The organism is Halalkalibacter hemicellulosilyticusJCM 9152 (assembly GCF_000513115.1).
GTDB lineage: Bacteria > Bacillota > Bacilli > Bacillales > Bacillaceae_D > Halalkalibacter > Halalkalibacter hemicellulosilyticus.
Map to the genome: position 1 here is coordinate 144,524 of NZ_BAUU01000005.1, position 16,673 is coordinate 161,196.

Annotated in this window: 15 protein-coding genes; 13 read left to right on the forward strand and 2 right to left on the reverse strand. The window is 39.1% G+C overall.

Annotated features, from left to right (window positions below; all coding sequences use genetic code 11):
• Window positions 1–449: 449 nt before the first annotated feature.
• The 6 genes from JCM9152_RS23125 to JCM9152_RS04435 all read left to right on the forward strand — a co-directional run bounded on the left by JCM9152_RS23125 (window position 450) and on the right by JCM9152_RS04435 (window position 7,484).
• Entirely contained in the window at window positions 450–1,535 is a 1,086-nt protein-coding gene (locus JCM9152_RS23125; RefSeq protein ID WP_235715622.1) for an alpha-amylase family glycosyl hydrolase, read from the forward strand.
• Complete coding sequence (locus JCM9152_RS23130; protein WP_235715623.1) at window positions 1,480–3,894, forward strand: carbohydrate binding domain-containing protein; 2,415 nt, start codon at window positions 1,480–1,482, stop codon at window positions 3,892–3,894. The genes JCM9152_RS23125 and JCM9152_RS23130 overlap by 56 nt, the downstream gene beginning before the upstream one ends.
• A 245-nt stretch (window positions 3,895–4,139) precedes the next feature.
• Window positions 4,140–4,709, forward strand: coding sequence for an RNA polymerase sigma factor (locus JCM9152_RS04420; RefSeq protein ID WP_035341395.1), 570 nt, complete (start codon window positions 4,140–4,142; stop codon window positions 4,707–4,709).
• Entirely contained in the window at window positions 4,684–5,484 is an 801-nt protein-coding gene (locus JCM9152_RS04425) for a hypothetical protein (protein WP_035341399.1), read from the forward strand. The genes JCM9152_RS04420 and JCM9152_RS04425 overlap by 26 nt, the downstream gene beginning before the upstream one ends.
• Window positions 5,468–6,346, forward strand: a complete 879-nt coding sequence (locus JCM9152_RS04430) for an ABC transporter ATP-binding protein (RefSeq protein ID WP_035341402.1) — start codon at window positions 5,468–5,470, stop codon at window positions 6,344–6,346. The genes JCM9152_RS04425 and JCM9152_RS04430 overlap by 17 nt, the downstream gene beginning before the upstream one ends.
• Window positions 6,339–7,484: a hypothetical protein gene (locus JCM9152_RS04435; RefSeq protein WP_035341405.1), complete on the forward strand. Its 1,146-nt coding sequence runs from the start codon at window positions 6,339–6,341 to the stop codon at window positions 7,482–7,484. The genes JCM9152_RS04430 and JCM9152_RS04435 overlap by 8 nt, the downstream gene beginning before the upstream one ends.
• Window positions 7,485–7,515: 31 nt before the next feature.
• Here JCM9152_RS04435 and JCM9152_RS22280 read toward each other — a convergent pair whose 3' ends face one another.
• Complete coding sequence (locus tag JCM9152_RS22280) at window positions 7,516–7,734, reverse strand: hypothetical protein (protein WP_148296431.1); 219 nt, start codon at window positions 7,732–7,734, stop codon at window positions 7,516–7,518.
• A 197-nt stretch (window positions 7,735–7,931) separates the two neighbouring features.
• Entirely contained in the window at window positions 7,932–8,201 is a 270-nt protein-coding gene (locus JCM9152_RS04440) for an acylphosphatase (protein WP_035341408.1), read from the reverse strand.
• A 157-nt stretch (window positions 8,202–8,358) separates the two neighbouring features.
• Here JCM9152_RS04440 and JCM9152_RS04445 point away from each other — a divergent pair, with 157 nt between their 5' ends.
• The 7 genes from JCM9152_RS04445 to JCM9152_RS04470 all read left to right on the forward strand — a co-directional run bounded on the left by JCM9152_RS04445 (window position 8,359) and on the right by JCM9152_RS04470 (window position 16,514).
• On the forward strand, window positions 8,359–9,816 hold the full coding sequence (locus tag JCM9152_RS04445) for a protein adenylyltransferase SelO (RefSeq protein WP_035341484.1): 1,458 nt from the start codon (window positions 8,359–8,361) through the stop codon (window positions 9,814–9,816).
• A gap of 322 nt (window positions 9,817–10,138) precedes the next feature.
• Window positions 10,139–11,479, forward strand: coding sequence for a cytochrome ubiquinol oxidase subunit I (locus tag JCM9152_RS04450; RefSeq protein ID WP_035341411.1), 1,341 nt, complete (start codon window positions 10,139–10,141; stop codon window positions 11,477–11,479).
• Window positions 11,476–12,492, forward strand: coding sequence for a cytochrome d ubiquinol oxidase subunit II (locus JCM9152_RS04455; RefSeq protein WP_035341414.1), 1,017 nt, complete (start codon window positions 11,476–11,478; stop codon window positions 12,490–12,492). Before JCM9152_RS04450 ends, JCM9152_RS04455 begins: the two co-directional genes overlap by 4 nt.
• A gap of 14 nt (window positions 12,493–12,506) precedes the next feature.
• On the forward strand, window positions 12,507–12,608 hold the full coding sequence (gene cydS, locus JCM9152_RS24270; RefSeq protein ID WP_439644190.1) for a cytochrome bd oxidase small subunit CydS family protein: 102 nt from the start codon (window positions 12,507–12,509) through the stop codon (window positions 12,606–12,608).
• A 3-nt stretch (window positions 12,609–12,611) separates the two neighbouring features.
• Window positions 12,612–14,327: a thiol reductant ABC exporter subunit CydD gene (cydD, locus tag JCM9152_RS04460; RefSeq protein WP_035341417.1), complete on the forward strand. Its 1,716-nt coding sequence runs from the start codon at window positions 12,612–12,614 to the stop codon at window positions 14,325–14,327.
• A gap of 3 nt (window positions 14,328–14,330) precedes the next feature.
• Window positions 14,331–16,040, forward strand: a complete 1,710-nt coding sequence (gene cydC / locus JCM9152_RS04465) for a thiol reductant ABC exporter subunit CydC (protein WP_035341420.1) — start codon at window positions 14,331–14,333, stop codon at window positions 16,038–16,040.
• Window positions 16,041–16,124: 84 nt separating this feature from the next.
• Entirely contained in the window at window positions 16,125–16,514 is a 390-nt protein-coding gene (locus JCM9152_RS04470) for a tautomerase family protein (protein ID WP_035341423.1), read from the forward strand.
• The last annotated feature ends 159 nt before the right edge of the window (window positions 16,515–16,673 follow it).

A 16,673-nucleotide genomic window follows, 5' to 3' on the forward strand; every position in this document is an offset into this window, starting at 1 on the left:
ATTGTAGATAGAGTCTATTGGGTGTTTAAAACGCTGAATTCAAATAAAGTGTAGTCATAGATGAAATGATTATCCGTTATATTTCAAGCTGTTGAGTATAAAGTACTAGGTAAGGGCTATGACATTAGAACTGAAGATCGGTTTTTAAATTAATTGTATACACATATATAATTGAATATGCTATGATCACAACGAAGAAAGCGTTTGCATTATAAGGAGAAGTATAAAAAAATAGATAAACTTGTTTTATTTTTTTGTGAATTTGTGCAAACGTTTTCTTAGAAAGATGAATCTCTTTTTAGAATGAGATCATTTATATAAGAAGGGAGGTAATAATTGCAAGTGTTTATATAAGGTTTAAGAAAAAAGAGACAAAGTCCCTTGAGTAAATTAGTCAACTTAGACATTCCATCATTGATGATTTTATAAAATTATAAGGAGTGTTGTTCATGCGATTAAAAACGTATATGACTATGTTGTTTCTTATTTTCTCATTAGCTTTTTCACCTGTGTTGTTTTATTTACCTGTTAGTGCAAACGATTTCTCTGATAATAGGAATATTGAAGGAGATCAACATTTTTCTTGGGATAATGCAACGGTTTATTTTGCAATGACTGACCGTTTTTATGATGGAAACCCGGATAACAACCAATCATATGGGCGACCTCAAGTAGATGCAACTGGTCAAAATATTGGTACATTTCACGGAGGAGATCTTCAAGGTCTTACTGATAAATTAAATGAAGGGTATTTTTTTGCTCTTGGAGTTAACGCCATTTGGATAACGGCCCCTTATGAACAAATTCATGGTTGGGTTGGTGGAGGATCTGCTGGAGACTTTGCCCATTATGCTTTTCATGGTTATTATGCTCTTGATTATACGATGATTGATCAGAATATGGGGAAAATTGAAGAAATGAGAGAGTTTGTAGATACTGCTCATGGACAAGGTATTCGAGTTGTTCTTGATGTTGTAATGAATCATCCTGGATATAATACATTAGCTGATATGCATCAATATGGGTTTGGCGATCCCAATGTTTCTGATCAATGGACTCCTAGTTCTGGACAGACATGGCATGACGTCCATGATTACATTAACTACGATCATGCTAGTGCATGGACAAATTGGTGGGGGAATTGGGTTCGGGCAGGTATAGAAGGCTATGAGCGGTGCGGGAATAGTGAACATACGATGTGTTTAGCTGGTTTACCCGATTTTCGAACGGATGTTAGGAGTGATATTGGCCTACCGCCATTATTGGTGAATAAATGGAATGGAGAAGAAAGTGGTCAATATGATGAATGGATACTTCCTTCTGCTACTCAGTTGAGAACCGATTTAGGAATTGCTCCAGCGGACTATATTTCTAAGTGGCTTGCTGCATGGGTAGAAGAGTTTGGTATAGATGGTTTCCGTGTGGATACGGCGAAGCATGTCGAATTGGATCGTTGGCAACAGTTAAAAGATGAAGCAAATGAAGCACTATGGAATTGGCGTGAAAAAAATTCAGACGCCCCGGGAGCACAGTGAAGATGATTTTTGGATGACAGCAGAAGTTTGGGGGCACGGTGTTGGTAAAAGTGAATATTTCAACTATGGATTCGACTCAGTTATTAACTTTACTTTTCAAGGTGAAGGTGGAAATGGACCTGCGTATGATTTGAATAGTATGGAAAATACATTCTCAAGTTATGCCAACCAAATAAATACTGATTCTGCATTCAATGTGTTAAGTTATATTTCACAGCATGATACACACCTTTATCCGAGGGATAATTTAATTGAGGGCGGCACATTTTTAATGCTGTTACCAGGGGCTGTGAAAGTTTTTTATGGAGACGAAACAGCTCGTCCATTTGGTCCAACTGGCTCAGACCCACATCAAGGGACACGATCTTCAATGAACTGGGATTCGATAAATGAGGACGTACTTTTCCATTGGCAAAAGATGGGGCAATTTAGAAATCGTCATATCGCTATTGGAGCAGGGGAACATCAACAAATTAGTGAAGCCCCTTACACATTCAGTCGGATATATGAAGATGACGAAATAAGTGATGAGGTTGTAGTTTCAGTAGGGGCAAATGGTAAAACGACAATAAATGTTTCATCTGTCTTTACTGATGGTGAGGTCGTACGGGACTTCTATACAGATGAAACAGCAACGGTTATTAATGGTGAGGTCACATTTAATGCGAACGATCATGGAGTGATTCTGGTAGAAAGAGAAGGAGCAGCATTGCCTAATGTTTCAGCAAGCCCTGAGGGTGGGGAGTTTGAAGACGAATCTATTGATGTAACCCTTCATTTGCAAAGAGCAGAGGTCGGGGCGTATACAATTGATGGAAGTGATCCAAATACAAATGGAACCTCGTATGGAAATGGCGATACGATAACACTAGGTACGGATGTAGAAGTAGGAGAATCAGTCACTTTAAGGTTACATGCTGAAAATGATGCTGGAAGTGTAGAAGAAGAATATATATTTACGAAAGTACCGTCTTATGCTCAAGTGGGTGCAGACCCTCCTGGTGGGGATTTTACAGGGGAATCAATCGAAGTAACATTATACGCAAAAAACGTAAATGTGGCATCGTATAGTCTAAACGGTGTTGAAGTGGAGTATTTTGATGGAGATCAAATTATAATTGGTGAAAATATAGAGCCGGGCGAAAGTATGGTTTTATCACTGTTTGCTGAGAATGAATTTGGGAAAGCTGAAGAGCAGTATACGTATACAAAGGTTGATGGGTTGACGATATATTTCAAAAAACCACAAAATTGGGGAACGCCACACCTTTATTTTTACGGTACAGAGCCTGAGATAGACGAGCCTACATGGACCGAAGCACCTGAAATGGAATGGGTTACAGGAGATTGGTATTCTTATAAGATCGAAGGAACAGAAAGCGCATATGTGATTTTTAAAGATCAAGATAATCAATGGCCTGGGTCCGGGCAGCCAGGGTTCTTTCGTGATGCTGATGGATGGTTTGATGGAAAGTGGCATGATGATAATCCAGAGCAACCAACGATTCCGCAAGCTCCTAAAAATTTAAGAGCCAATCAGGTTACGATAGATTCGGTTTCACTAGAATGGGATACACCTGACCAGCAAGTTGATTATTATGCTATTTATCGAAATGGGGAACGAATAGCTGAATCAGAAATAGCTACATTTGTAGATGAAAACCTTGAGAGTAGTACAGCGTATATTTATTATGTGGTTGCTGTAAATCCATTAGGAGAATCGTCAGCAAGTGAAGAATTTGAAATAAGGACGAGAGATAATGAAGATTCAAATAAACTAACTATCTATTATCAAGGCTTTGATCAAGCGTACATTCATTATAAAATTGGAAATAGTTCTTGGACAACGGCTCCAGGAGAAAAAATGTCTTTATCAAGCTTCGAGAATCATCATGTCATTACGATTGATCTTGATCATGAAGAGGAGTTGACAGCAGCATTTAATAATGGAAGGGGACAGTGGGACAATAATCAAGGAGCAGATTACAGTTTCACTAGTGGGATATACACAGTCAAAAATGGACATGTAGTCGAAGGTGCTCCTGATTCTGTGATCAATGATGAGAAGGTGACGATTTATTATTATACAAACTGGGACTATCCAAGAATTCATTACGCATTATCTGATGGAGAGTGGACAGCGGTACCAGGAGTAGCAATGAGTCGTTTTCATGATTATCCAGAATATGCTGTTATTACGTTAAATCTTGGAACGGCTAATAGATTAAAAGCTGCTTTTAATAATAGTTTTGGGTCTTGGGATAGTAATGAAGGAAGGGATTATGAATTCGCCAAAGGAATATACACGTTGCGCAACGGGCAAATTTTTAATGGTACTCCTAATAATAATTTCTATTAAGACATGTTAGTTATATAGGGTGTATGAAAGGGAACTGTTTCCTTTTCATACACCCTTCTATATTTTTCTTATACAATCTGTGTTTATAAATATCGCAGAAGGAAGTCAAGGAAGAATCGAGGAAGATGTAGGTGAATTCGCAGGTGGCGTTGGCTTCGCACGTTACGCGTTGTCTAATAAAATTTCTTTATATTTTAAAACTTTTTGTTGTGCATTTCGTTATGATAAGTAGAGGTGGTGAGAGAATGCCGACAGATCAGGAATTGATAGAGGAAATTTTAAATGGTAGTCAAGCTGCGATGGAAGTACTAGTCAAAAGACATTATAAGCTTATTTTTTCATACGTTTATCGAAAAGTTGGCGATTATCATCTCGCCTATGATATGACGCAAGAAGTGTTTATTAAGATGATGAAATCAATAACTCGGTATAACAATAGTGGGGAATTTAAGAATTGGTTGCTGAAAATTGCGGTTAATCAATGTCGTGATTATTTTCGAAGTAGCGCTTATAAGATGAAAGCTGGCGAAGAAGAGCTAGGTACTCATGTACCAAGTCATCAGGAGTCAGTCTGGGATTTAGTTAGCAAAAAGGCTGATAGTGAAAAAGTAAAGGCCGCCGTTACGCAATTACCTGATTACCAGAGGGAAGTCATTATTTTACGGTTCTATCACGGCTTGAAGGTGAAGGAGATTTCTGAAGTAACCAATAGTAAAGAAGCGACGGTAAAATCAAGGGTCAAGCAGGGAGTAGAGAAGCTCAGAAGATGGTTAAAAGGAGGGGATGAAGGTGAAGAAAAACGGTCATATCGATGAATGTGAAAAATTACAAGATGAATTAGACTGTTATATAGTGAAATTTCCTAATGATGACATGATTGAGGCAACGGTTGATTCATTAAGACAATATGTTCCTCAGAAGGAAGCACAATCCGTTTCGAAAATGGAGAAGATGAGAGCATTGATTTCTCGGGCAGGGAAGGAGATAACGTTTATCCATAAAGGATTTTGGGTGATTAGTTGCGTGTTAGTATTGATTGGTTCCTATATCTCGAATGTGGCGATGGCAAATCCTCTGTACATCCTTATTCTATTAGCTCCTCTTCCTTTTGCATTAGGGCTATTAGAAGTGTTTCGTGCACGAGATAAAGGACTAGTTGAGATGGAGATGGCTTGTAAACATTCCGTTTATGAAGTGATTCTTTCAAGACTCTTTATCATCTCTGTCTACAACATTCTCCTCATGGTGGGGGTGACGATTTTAGCCATGCCGAATCTTTCACATTATTCTATTTGGGAGGTTACGTTAACTTGGATGACACCTTTTACATGGTTTGTGGCTCTTGCTTTATTGATTAGCGTACATGTTCGTGGAGCGGTGTTTGCCCCTTTATTTATGACGTTATGGGCTATGTTTAGCTTATTTTTGTTCTCACAACATTCATGGGTAGAAATGATCACTCATGTAAATCTTGTTCTACATGTCGTGTTCTTACTAGTAGGAGTTACTCTATGTATGATTCAGCTTAAGCGCATGATAAGAAAATATTCATCATACGAAAGGGTGGGAGTCGGTGAAGCTAGTTTTTGATAACGTTGCGAAGAAATTTAAGGATACATGGGCGGTAGAGCCTTTTTCGGCGGAGTTAACAGAGGGTATCTATGCATTGTTAGGGCCAAATGGTTCAGGAAAGACAACATTGATGAGGATGATTGCGCATATTTTAAAACCAACTTCAGGTAGAATCTTGTTAGACGGGAAGGATATATCGTTGTTGGATGAAAAGTACCGGGATTTATTAGGGTATTTGCCACAAGATTTTGGGATGTACCCTCATTTTACGGCTGAACGTTTTTTGAATTATTTTGCAAGCTTAAAAGGGCTGGATAAGCAGGAAACAAAAGAAAAAGTAACGGAAGTATTGAAGCTTGTGAATTTAGAAGAGAGTCGGAAAAAGAAGGTGAGGACATTTTCAGGTGGGATGAAGCGGCGCCTTGGAATTGCGCAAGCCTTATTAAATGATCCGCGTATCGTAGTTGTCGATGAACCAACGGCTGGACTGGATCCGAAAGAACGAATTCGATTTCGAAATTTATTATCCGATATTTCTCATGAACGAATTGTATTATTATCTACACATATTGTTTCTGACATTGAATATATCGCAAATGAAATATTCATCATGGAAAAAGGAAGCTTGAAGCAAAGGAGCAATGTCGACGGTCTATTAGCTGAAATGGATGGTAAGGTGTGGAAGGTGCTTATGAAACAAGAGGAATTAGACTCGATACAGACTCATTATAAAGTCGGTAATATTCAGAGGAAAGAGCACGAAGTTGAAGTTCGTATTGTCAGTGATGTACAGCCGTTTCATCATGCAAAGGTGGTGCCCCCTACATTAGAAGATGTGTATTTGTATCATTTCTATGAGGAGGACCAGGAAAATGTATAAGCATGAATGTTATAAGATATTTACACGGAAAAGTATTTACGTCGTGTTAGCTCTTGTGCTTGCCTTAATGGTTTATGCAGAGAGAGTGCCTGCTGATTGGAACACGGCAAGTGACATATACGGTGAGTTATATGAAGAGCTAGGTGGACCAGTGACTGAAGAGAAAGAATTATATGTTCGTGAACAAATGGAGGCTTCAGACGCTCAGGAATTAGGTACTTATACAGAAAGGGACAGGATAGCTGGAGAAGTCTATTACTTAGTGTCTCTAGCAGGACAAGGTTTACAAGAGAATAATGAGCGTCAGAATGAATTGAAGGAACAAATGAATAGGTTAAGTGCTAGTAGTTATGACTATAGGGTAGCTGAAAAAGAACTCGGGATACTAAAGGAAGTTGAAAGTTCTTATGGCTTTTATATTGTTCAAGCGTGGTTAGGAATGTTTCATTTCATTGAGCCGTTTTTTTCGGTTATGTTATTAGCTATTTTGATTTTGATCGGCTTATCACCTGTTTTTGCAGATGAATTTACTCAAAGGACAACAGGGCTCATTTTAGCGACGAAGCATGGAAAGCGTCATTTGGTGACCGCAAAATTAATGGCAGCTGTTACTTATATCGTTACAGTATTTCTATCGTTGCATATCTTTAATTTTATTTTACAGCTTAATAAGTATGGTGGGATACAAGGGTGGAATGCACCCATTCAAAGCTTGAATACGGCGTCTCCATATTCAAATTATTTCAACTCTCCGTTTGCATGGGAGGTTTGGCAATTTTATGTTGTTACGTTAAGTGTGCAACTTTTTGGAAGTGTTGCTTTCGCTATACTAGTCCTTAGTGTCTCAGTTTTCACGAGAAATGCACTCGTTACGTTTTTTGTTTCTGGTGTGATTTTAGGTTTGCCTCGCGTAATGAATGTGATCGGTTCGGAATATAAATGGGCACACTTTGTAACGTCTTTTAGTTATATGGAAACGTTACGAATCGAGAGGCTATTTGCATCATTTAATGCGTATAACGTGCTAGGTCAACCGATTTTATATCCTGTCTTGCAGGTGATCATATATACGATGCTTTCTGTTGGCTTGATCTGGTTCATTTATCGTGTGTTTCGTAAGCATCAGGTAAGTTATTAAAAGGAAAAATGTGCTGGCTGTTCGTTTGCAGTCAGCTCTTTTTGTTTATCGTGTATAACGTAGAAATAAGTCGAATAGTTGAACTGATAATAATGATAGAAAACGTGATAAGTAAAAGAATTGGATGCGAAACAGTGCCGTAAATGGTGAGAAGATAAAGTAAGCAAATGAGAGATATACCAACTAGTATAAAGTCTAGTGCAAGTAATAAGATCGACTTACGTGTGTTCTGTGTATTAGGATTAGCCATAGTTGCATCTCCTTTTTCCATGTTAGGTATATATTAACATAAGAATGGGTCGGAGTAGAGTGACTTTTTTAAGATTTTGGTAATAAAAATCAAGTAGGTAGGCGGATGTACGGGAGGCGCTGGCTATGCTCGTTACAAGGATCGTAATAACGACTGTGCACGACGTAATTAATAGAATAGACGCTGCCGTGTTTTTCTTATCTAATTTGAAATGTGGAGGGATTTGTCCATTCTTCTTGCTTGTTTACAGTTACTTTCTTAACTTTGGCAAAAGGAGGGCCTGTTTCTACTTTTGTTAGGAAAGCTTCGAGTGATGAAGCTGTGCCAATTGCATAAACGGTGACCGTTCCATCATCTTCGTTTTTTGCCCAGCCGTTAATGTTTAACGTTAAAGCTTCCGTTTGCGTGAAATAACGAAATCCTACTCCTTGTACACGTCCATATACTTTCATGAGCCAGCATTCCATGAGAATCCTCCTTTCCATAGAATGATTTTTAAGATATTTTGTTTAATGTAAACGGGTTCAATGTTAGAGTAACATACAACAGGTATTTTTATAATGAAGATGTCAGAAAATGAATAGAGAAGGAAATGTTTTATTTTTGCACACGAAAGGAGTCGTTATGACAAACGAACAAGGTTGGAACTTAGATAATAGTTACTCGCAGTTACCGAGTGTGTTCTATTCAAGACTTAAGCCGAAACCGGTTGAAATGCCTCAGTTGGTCATTTTGAATGAATGCTTTGCTGAAACTCTTGGCTTGGAACGTAATGAGTTAAAGAGAGAAGAAATTGTACAAATATTCGCAGGGAATCAACTACCTCCTGGGTCTGAGCCCATTGCACAAGCCTATGCAGGTCACCAATTCGGGCATTTCACAATGCTTGGTGATGGTCGAGCTATTCTTTTAGGAGAACAATTGACACCAACTGGAGATCGAGTCGATATTCAATTAAAGGGAGCAGGACGGACACCATATTCACGTGGAGGTGATGGTCGAGCTGCGCTAGGTCCGATGTTACGTGAATATATTATAAGTGAAGCGATGTATGCATTAGGGATTCCGACAAGTCGCAGCTTAGCAGTTGTAAAGACGGGGGAAATGGTATATCGTGAAACGGAACTAGATGGAGCCATTTTAACAAGAGTTGCAGCTAGTCATATTCGTGTAGGAACCTTTCAATATATTGCTCAGTATGGTGAGAAGGATGAATTGCAAGCTTTAGCGGATTATACAATTGAGCGGCATTATGCTTATATTGCTGATGATCATCAACGGTATTTGCGTTTATTAGAAGAAGTTATAAAAAAACAGGCAAGCTTAGTTGCAAAATGGCAGCTCGTTGGATTTGTGCATGGTGTGATGAATACGGATAACGTGACGATAAGTGGTGAGACAATTGATTATGGTCCATGCGCATTTATCGATCAGTATGATCCTGCCACCGTATTTAGTTCGATCGATCGTCAAGGACGTTATGCTTTTGGAAATCAACCATATATGGCTGCATGGGGTTTGGCAAGGTTGGCTGAATCAATTCTTCCTTTGTTACATGAGAACAAAGAGCAAGCTGTTAAACTAGCCGAAGGGGCGATTGCAACATTCTCAGAATCCTTTCAAGAAGAATGGTTAACCGGAATGAGAAAGAAGCTTGGGTTGGTAGATCAAGTAGATGGTGATCAAAAGCTTGTTGATAATCTCTTGAAAATGATGGAAACCCATGAAGCTGATTATACGAATACATTTAGAGCGTTAACATTGGATCAATTAGATGATGAAGCGTTATTTGAAACGGATTCCTTCCAAGCCTGGCATAAGCAATGGAAGGAGAGATTAGCTAATCAAGGTCATTCGGAGGACTTTGTTCAGGAACGAATGAGAAAGTCTAATCCTGTGGTCATTCCACGTAATCATCGTGTAGAGGAAGCATTGGCAGCTGCCGTTGATAATGATTATGACGTTTTGAAACAGCTTCTTGATGTATTAGCGAATCCGTATGATTATTCTTTAAACTTAACGAAATATGGTCAGCCACCAGCACCATCGGATCGTCCATACCAGACTTTTTGTGGAACGTGAAATAGCTTGCTTAGAAAGACATGTTAACGGGTAATGGTTAACATGTCTTTTTAGTTGAGCAAATCTAAGTGAATTCGCAGGTGTCGTCGGCTTCGCTCGTTACACGTATTTCTGAAAGAACCGCACATTCAGAAAAGCTTAAGATCTTGTAACGGCTTAGCACGACGCATGAAGCAACCCTCTATGCGGGTTGCTTCTGTCATAAATTCATCACTCGTTTGTAACAAAATTGTTTTATTTGTGATATTTTTCACATACATTTCCGTTATACAATAGATAGTATCTTCTGCTTATGAAAGGGAGAGGACAAGGAGGAGAGAAGATGGATTCAGTTGAATTTAGTCGATATTTAACGATGCTGACATTGTCAGTCCATGTCATCTATGCGACTCTCGGCGTTGGTGTACCGATTATGATACTTATTGCTCACTGGCTCGGCTTGAAGAGGAATGATGAGCATTATTTACTTATGGCAAAACGATGGGCAAGAGGGTATGTGATTACAGTTGCGGTTGGGGTTGTGACCGGAACGGCGATTGCGCTCCAGTTAGCGCTTTTATGGCCTAGCTTTATGGAATTTGCTGGTCAACTTATTGCGTTACCGTTATTTATGGAGACTTTTGCGTTTTTCTTTGAAGCCATTTTCTTAGGGATTTATTTATATACGTGGGACCGTTTCAAAAATCCATTTAAACATTTTATGCTCTTAATTCCCGTATTAATCGGGGGAGCGATGTCAGCATTATTTATTACGTCTGTTAATGCATTTATGAATACGCCACAAGGGTTTGCATTAGTTGATGGCCAATTGACTAATATTCAGCCGTTTTTGGCGATGTTTAATCCAGCGATGCCAACGAAGGTTGGACATGTGCTTACATCAGCATATATGACGACTGCCTTTGTTCTAGCTTCGATTGCAGCTTATCATATATTAAAGGGAAATCGTCACGAGTATCATCGTAAAGGACTTGCGTTAACGATGAAGGTGGCTCTTATCTTTTCAATCGCGACTGCTGTTGTAGGTGACTTTTCAGGGAAGTTCTTAGCAGAATATCAACCTGAGAAGCTTGCTGCTGCAGAATGGCATTTTGAGACAGAAGAAGAAGCGCCGCTCGTGCTGTATGGTGTGTTGACGGAAACGAATGAAGTTAAATATGCGATACGTATTCCATATGCGTTAAGTTTCTTAGTGCATAGTAACTTTACAGGTGAAGTAATCGGCCTTGATCAGTTTCCTGAGGAATATCATCCTCCGTATATTGTTCACTACTTTTTTGACATCATGATTACGATTGGTATTGGTTTAACTGCTTTGGCATTTTTCTATATAGTGGCCCTTTATTGTAATTGGTCGTTTATTAAAACGAAGTTATTCCGCCGATTGCTGGTTGCTTCGGGCCCTTTGGCGATGCTCGCCATTCAAGCTGGCTGGTGGTTTGCTGAAATGGGTCGACAGCCATGGATTATGAGAGGTTATATGACAACGGCTGAAGGAGCGACTGACTCACCATACGTATGGGTGATGTTTATTGCTTTTGCCGTGCTTTATTTGATTTTAGTTGTTGGTACGGGTGTTGTATTATCGAGAATGTTTAAAAATAACCCGGTTGAAAAAGAATTAGAAAAGCAGACTGACGTCAAGGGAGGTATTGCGAAATGACCGTTGAAATTGTAGGGATTTCTGTCTTGTGGCTATTCCTGTTTGGCTATGTCATTATTGCTTCTATTGATTTTGGGGCAGGCTTCTTTAATGCATTTACGATTGTGACGAAGAAGAACCACATTGTGAATACGGTCATTCAACGTTATTTGTCCCCTGTTTGGGAGATTACGAATGTCTTTCTTGTGTTTTTCTTTGTTGGGATGATCGGTTTCTTTCCAAGTACAGCTTACTATTTTGGAACAGTTCTCTTAATCCCAATTAGTATCTCGATTATTTTATTAGCTCTACGTGGTAGCTACTATGCATTTGGGACGTACGGGACAAAAAAAGGTCATGTCGGTTATACACTTATGTATGGAATAACCGGGGTCCTTATTCCCGCGTCTTTAACGACAGCGTTAATTGTGTCCCAAGGTGGTTTTATTCATACAACGCCATCTGGGCGGATTGAACTCGATTATATTGGGTTATTTACAAGTCCGTTTGCATGGTCCATTATTGTTCTAAGTCTTGTTAGTGTTTTGTTTATCTCTGCCAGCTTTCTAGCTTATTATTCATCTGTTGCAAAAGATGAGAAAGCTTTGAACCTCTTTCAAAAGTATACGTGGATATGGAGCTTTCCAACGATTGTAACGGCACTAGGCATTATTATTGAAATGAGATGGCATAATCCCACCCATTATGAAGGATTACTATCATTATGGTGGTTGTTTGGACTTTCGTTTGTCTGTTTCATCGTTAGCCTATTGCTATTAAGGAAGCAGTTATATGGTAAGTCGTTTATCTTTGTTGTGCTACAATTTGCGATTGCCTTTTACGCCTACGGAGTTTCACGATACCCATATTTATTATATCCAGATGTGACGATTTATGATGGGTTTACAAATGAAACGATGGCTTATACATTAATTGTCGTCTTTATTTTAGGCTTCATGTTACTGATTCCTTCACTTTATTTAGTGTTTAAATTATTTATTATGAACAAACCATATATTCAAAAAGGGAAATAAGGAGGAACGATAAGATGCACAACTTTCTATTATTTTATGCTCCTCTTCTTGTCGCCGGGTTTGCGATTGTGCTTTCCTTTGTTATGGCACATAAAAGTACGAAATATGAGGATTAACTGATGAAAATATTGCAAAGGTTAGCAACAGCTGAAAGGAAATCATATTCCTTGTTATATGTTGTAGCAATTACTTTTGGAGTAGTCGTTATCGCTCAAGCGTATTTGATTGTAACGATTGTAAATGACGTGTTCCTACGAAATGTAACGTTTGAACACGTCATTGTTCTATTAGCTGTGCTACTAGTTGTTTTATTAATGAGAGCATTGCTTTCTTATTGGAGCAACCGAATAGGTGTCAGTATGGCGACGAAGATCAAAGAGGATATTCGCAAACGATTATTGCAGGCATATGGAAATGAATCTTTATCAATGTCCTACCAAGGGCAATCTGGTGCAAAGGTTAGTGTCATGCTTGATACGGTGGATGAATTAGATAGCTTCTTTCGTCAATACGTGCCCCAACGAATGGTTTCGACAATTGCTCCAGTGATGATCTTAATTGTGATTTTTAGCCAACATGTTTATTCAGGCTTGATTCTTCTAGTAACAGCACCATTTATCCCTATTTTTATGGCGATTATTGGCGGAATGACGCAGCGGAAATCAGAAGAAAAACTAGAAAGCATGAAAGCTTTTTCAGGACGTTTTCTTGATACGTTACAGGGAATTGAAAGCTTAAAGGTATACGGAAAATCAAAGAAATACAAAGAGATCATTCGTCAAAGTAGCTTACGTTTTCGTGATACGACAATGGAAATATTAAAGGTGGCTTTCACCTCTTCGTTAATGTTGGAATTTATTTCGATGCTTAGTATTGGGCTTGTTGCGCTCGAGCTAGGGCTACGTTTAATTGTGTTTCAGCAAATTGATTTTTTTACAGCCTTTTTTATTTTACTACTCGTTCCAGAATTTTTTAATTTATTGAAGGAGCTAGGAAGTGCGTTTCATGCTGGGAGAAGTAGTAGCGGTGCAGCAGAAAAGATCGAAGAAGAGCTTCAAAAAAAGGAGCAACGAGTGGAATGGGGGCAGGAGCGATTCAATGAGAGGATTTCCTCCTTGCAGTTACAAAATGTTCACTTCCAATATTGCTCAGAGGGCTTTAAATTAAATGGCATAAACACTCGTTTCCCTCGACATGGACAAGTGGCGTTAGTTGGAAAAAGTGGAGCTGGTAAAACGACATTATTACATATCATGTCTGGTTTGCTACAGCCTACTGAAGGTGAAATGTACGTCAACGATCTTCCATTAACGTCGTATAAGGAAAGTGAATGGTTTAACCAAATTAGTTATGTCACACAGCACCCTTATTTATTTGCCGGTACGATTGCTGAAAATATGACGATGGGATTAGAAGTAACGGAGGAGGAGTTAAGGGATGCTGCTGAAAAAGCGGGCATTCTTGATGTCATTACTTCGTTCCCTGCCGAGTTTCAAACGATGATTGGAGAAGGTGGAAGAGGGTTATCAGGAGGTGAGAAGCAACGTATTGCGATTAGTCGTGCCTTTTTAAAGCGGCCAGCCATTGTTTTATTTGATGAACCGACTTCTGGTCTAGATTTAGTGACTGAGCAAGTGCTTCATGATTCGATTGAACAGCTCGCTAAGCAAGCACTTGTCATAACTGTTGCTCATCGCTTGCAAACGATTAAGAGAGCTAATTATATTCTTTTTCTAGAAAATGGAACGTTGTTAGCTGAGGGTACGCATGAACAATTATTGAAGCAATCTGAACGTTACGAGCAAATGTTTTCAGAGAAGCGGGAGGTGGACTAGAGCATGAATGAGCTTCTACCTATTGTACGGTTAATGATGAGGGAAAAAAAAGATGTTGTTTTATCGGTCATTTTTGGCTTTTTGGCTGGTGTGACGGCCGTCGGCTTATTTGCTGCAAATGGTTACCTAATTTCTCAAGCTGCCCTAGAGCCCCCAATGTATGTATTAATAGCTATGGTAGCGGTCGTGAAAATCGGCAGCTTCATTCGAGCTTTAAGTCGGTATGCCGAACGGTATTACTCTCATCGCGCAACCTTCACAATGCTTAGTGATATGCGCGTTTATTTCTATGAAAAAGTAGAAAAGATAGGTGCTTCTTTATTTCAAACGTACCGTAGCGGTGATTTGTTAGCGAGAATTGTTGGTGATGTGGAAAGCTTGCAAAACTTCTTTTTGCGCGTTCTCTATCCGCCGATCATTATGGTATTAGTTTTTTTTAGTACGATATTCTTTGTTTCATTTTCGTCGATAGTTATTGCTGCTTGCTTACTTATCGGTCTGTTCTTGACGGGGGTTGTCATCCCAGCTTGGTTTGCTAAAAGGCAAAAGAAGATCAGTAGCGAGATTCGTCAAGAGCGGGCACAACTTTCTACTGATGTAGCGGAATGGTTCTATGGATTTCGAGAATTGAAAATTCATCAGCAACTAGAAGGGAAAGAACAGCAATTAGGAGATCAGTCAAAAGTGTATGTGCTAGAGCAAAAACAGGAAGGATTACAATCTGCTTCTAATCAAGCACTTAATGTGGCAGTCGCACATCTTATTTCATGGTCTGTCCTTGCTATTGGAGCTTATTTCGTTACAACTGGACAGTTAGATGGTGTTTTATTAGCAATGCTTGTCATGATTAGCTTTATTGTCTTTGAACATTCGGTACCTATGGCTATATTTCCGATTCATTATGACGAAAGTGAACAAGCTGCAAAACGGTTGGAGGCTGTGACAGCTCAAGATGATAAAAGAGAGAGCGTTCCTACTCAATTAAGTAGGAGTGAACGCGCACCATCGCTTTCTTTCCGTCGTGCTTCATTTCGATTTGGCAATGAATTCCGTAAGACAGTGGAGAATATCACAATTGATTTCCCGTCAGGATCGAAAACAGCGATTGTTGGTCCGAGTGGTTCTGGAAAATCTACGCTCATGCATTTATTATTGAAATGGTATGAGGCAGAAGGTGAACTCCTTGTGAACGATGTGCCAATTGAGCAAATAGATCAAGAATCTATTTGGGCACATGCAAATGTTGTTTTTCAACGGAGTCAGTTCTTTTATGGGACTGTCAGAGACAACCTACTTTTATCTGAGAGTGAGTGGTCGAAGGAACAGTTAGAGCAACTATTAGAGGATGTTCAGTTATCACACTTCAAATTGGATGATGCAGTGATGGAAGGTGGAGAAAATTTATCAGGAGGAGAAAAGCAGCGATTAGCTTTGGCAAGAGCTGGTGCTAAAGGTGGACGTTTATGGCTTCTCGATGAACCGACTTCATCCATAGATTTGGAAACAGAGAAAAAGCTCTATCATTGGCTTTTACAGCAAGCTAAGGAGGATACGTTCATTCTCATAAGTCATCGACTTTCAGGGCTTGAACGAATGGATCAAATTGTTGTCATGAATGAAGGCAAGATTATTGAAGTCGGGACGTATGCAGAGTTATTGGAGAGGAAGGGCTTCTTTTACAAGCTTAAAGAAATTGAAAGTAGTTTGATTTGAATATGAAGAAGGAATGATAAGGTAGCATATAGAATAGGTATAGTGAAAGTAGAGCTTAGCTGAGATGAGAAAGGTGAGATGAGTATGGGACAAGTGAAAGTATTTGGGTTAAAAGAGGTATTAAACTCGCGGAAGAAGCTAGTATCTAGTGTCATTCATTCTTGTATGGTTGATGCATTAGCGTTTCCAGAAGAGAAAAAATTTCAACGATTTTTCTTAATGGATGAGGAGGATTTCTTCTTTTCAAATGATCGAAGTGAGGACTATATGATTATTGAAATCAGTATGTTTGAAGGACGCTCGGTTGCAACGAAAAAGAAGTTGATTCGGCTGTTGTATGAGAGACTTACGAGTAAATGTAAGGTAAGGAAAGAAGATATTGAATTAACGATTTTTGAAACACCGAAGCATCATTGGGGAATTCGAGGGTTACCAGGTGATGAGCTATCCTTAAATTATAACGTTGATCTTTAGGTTTGTTCGTGAACATGTCGCTTAAAAGGATGTGTACGGACAATAGGAATGTGAAGGGCACCGAAAAAGTTGAAAAACTTTTTCGGTGCCCTTCAGTTTACGTATTATTTCTTCTGCTACGTTCTCCGGATGTCCGAATTCTCAGCCATTGGGATTCCA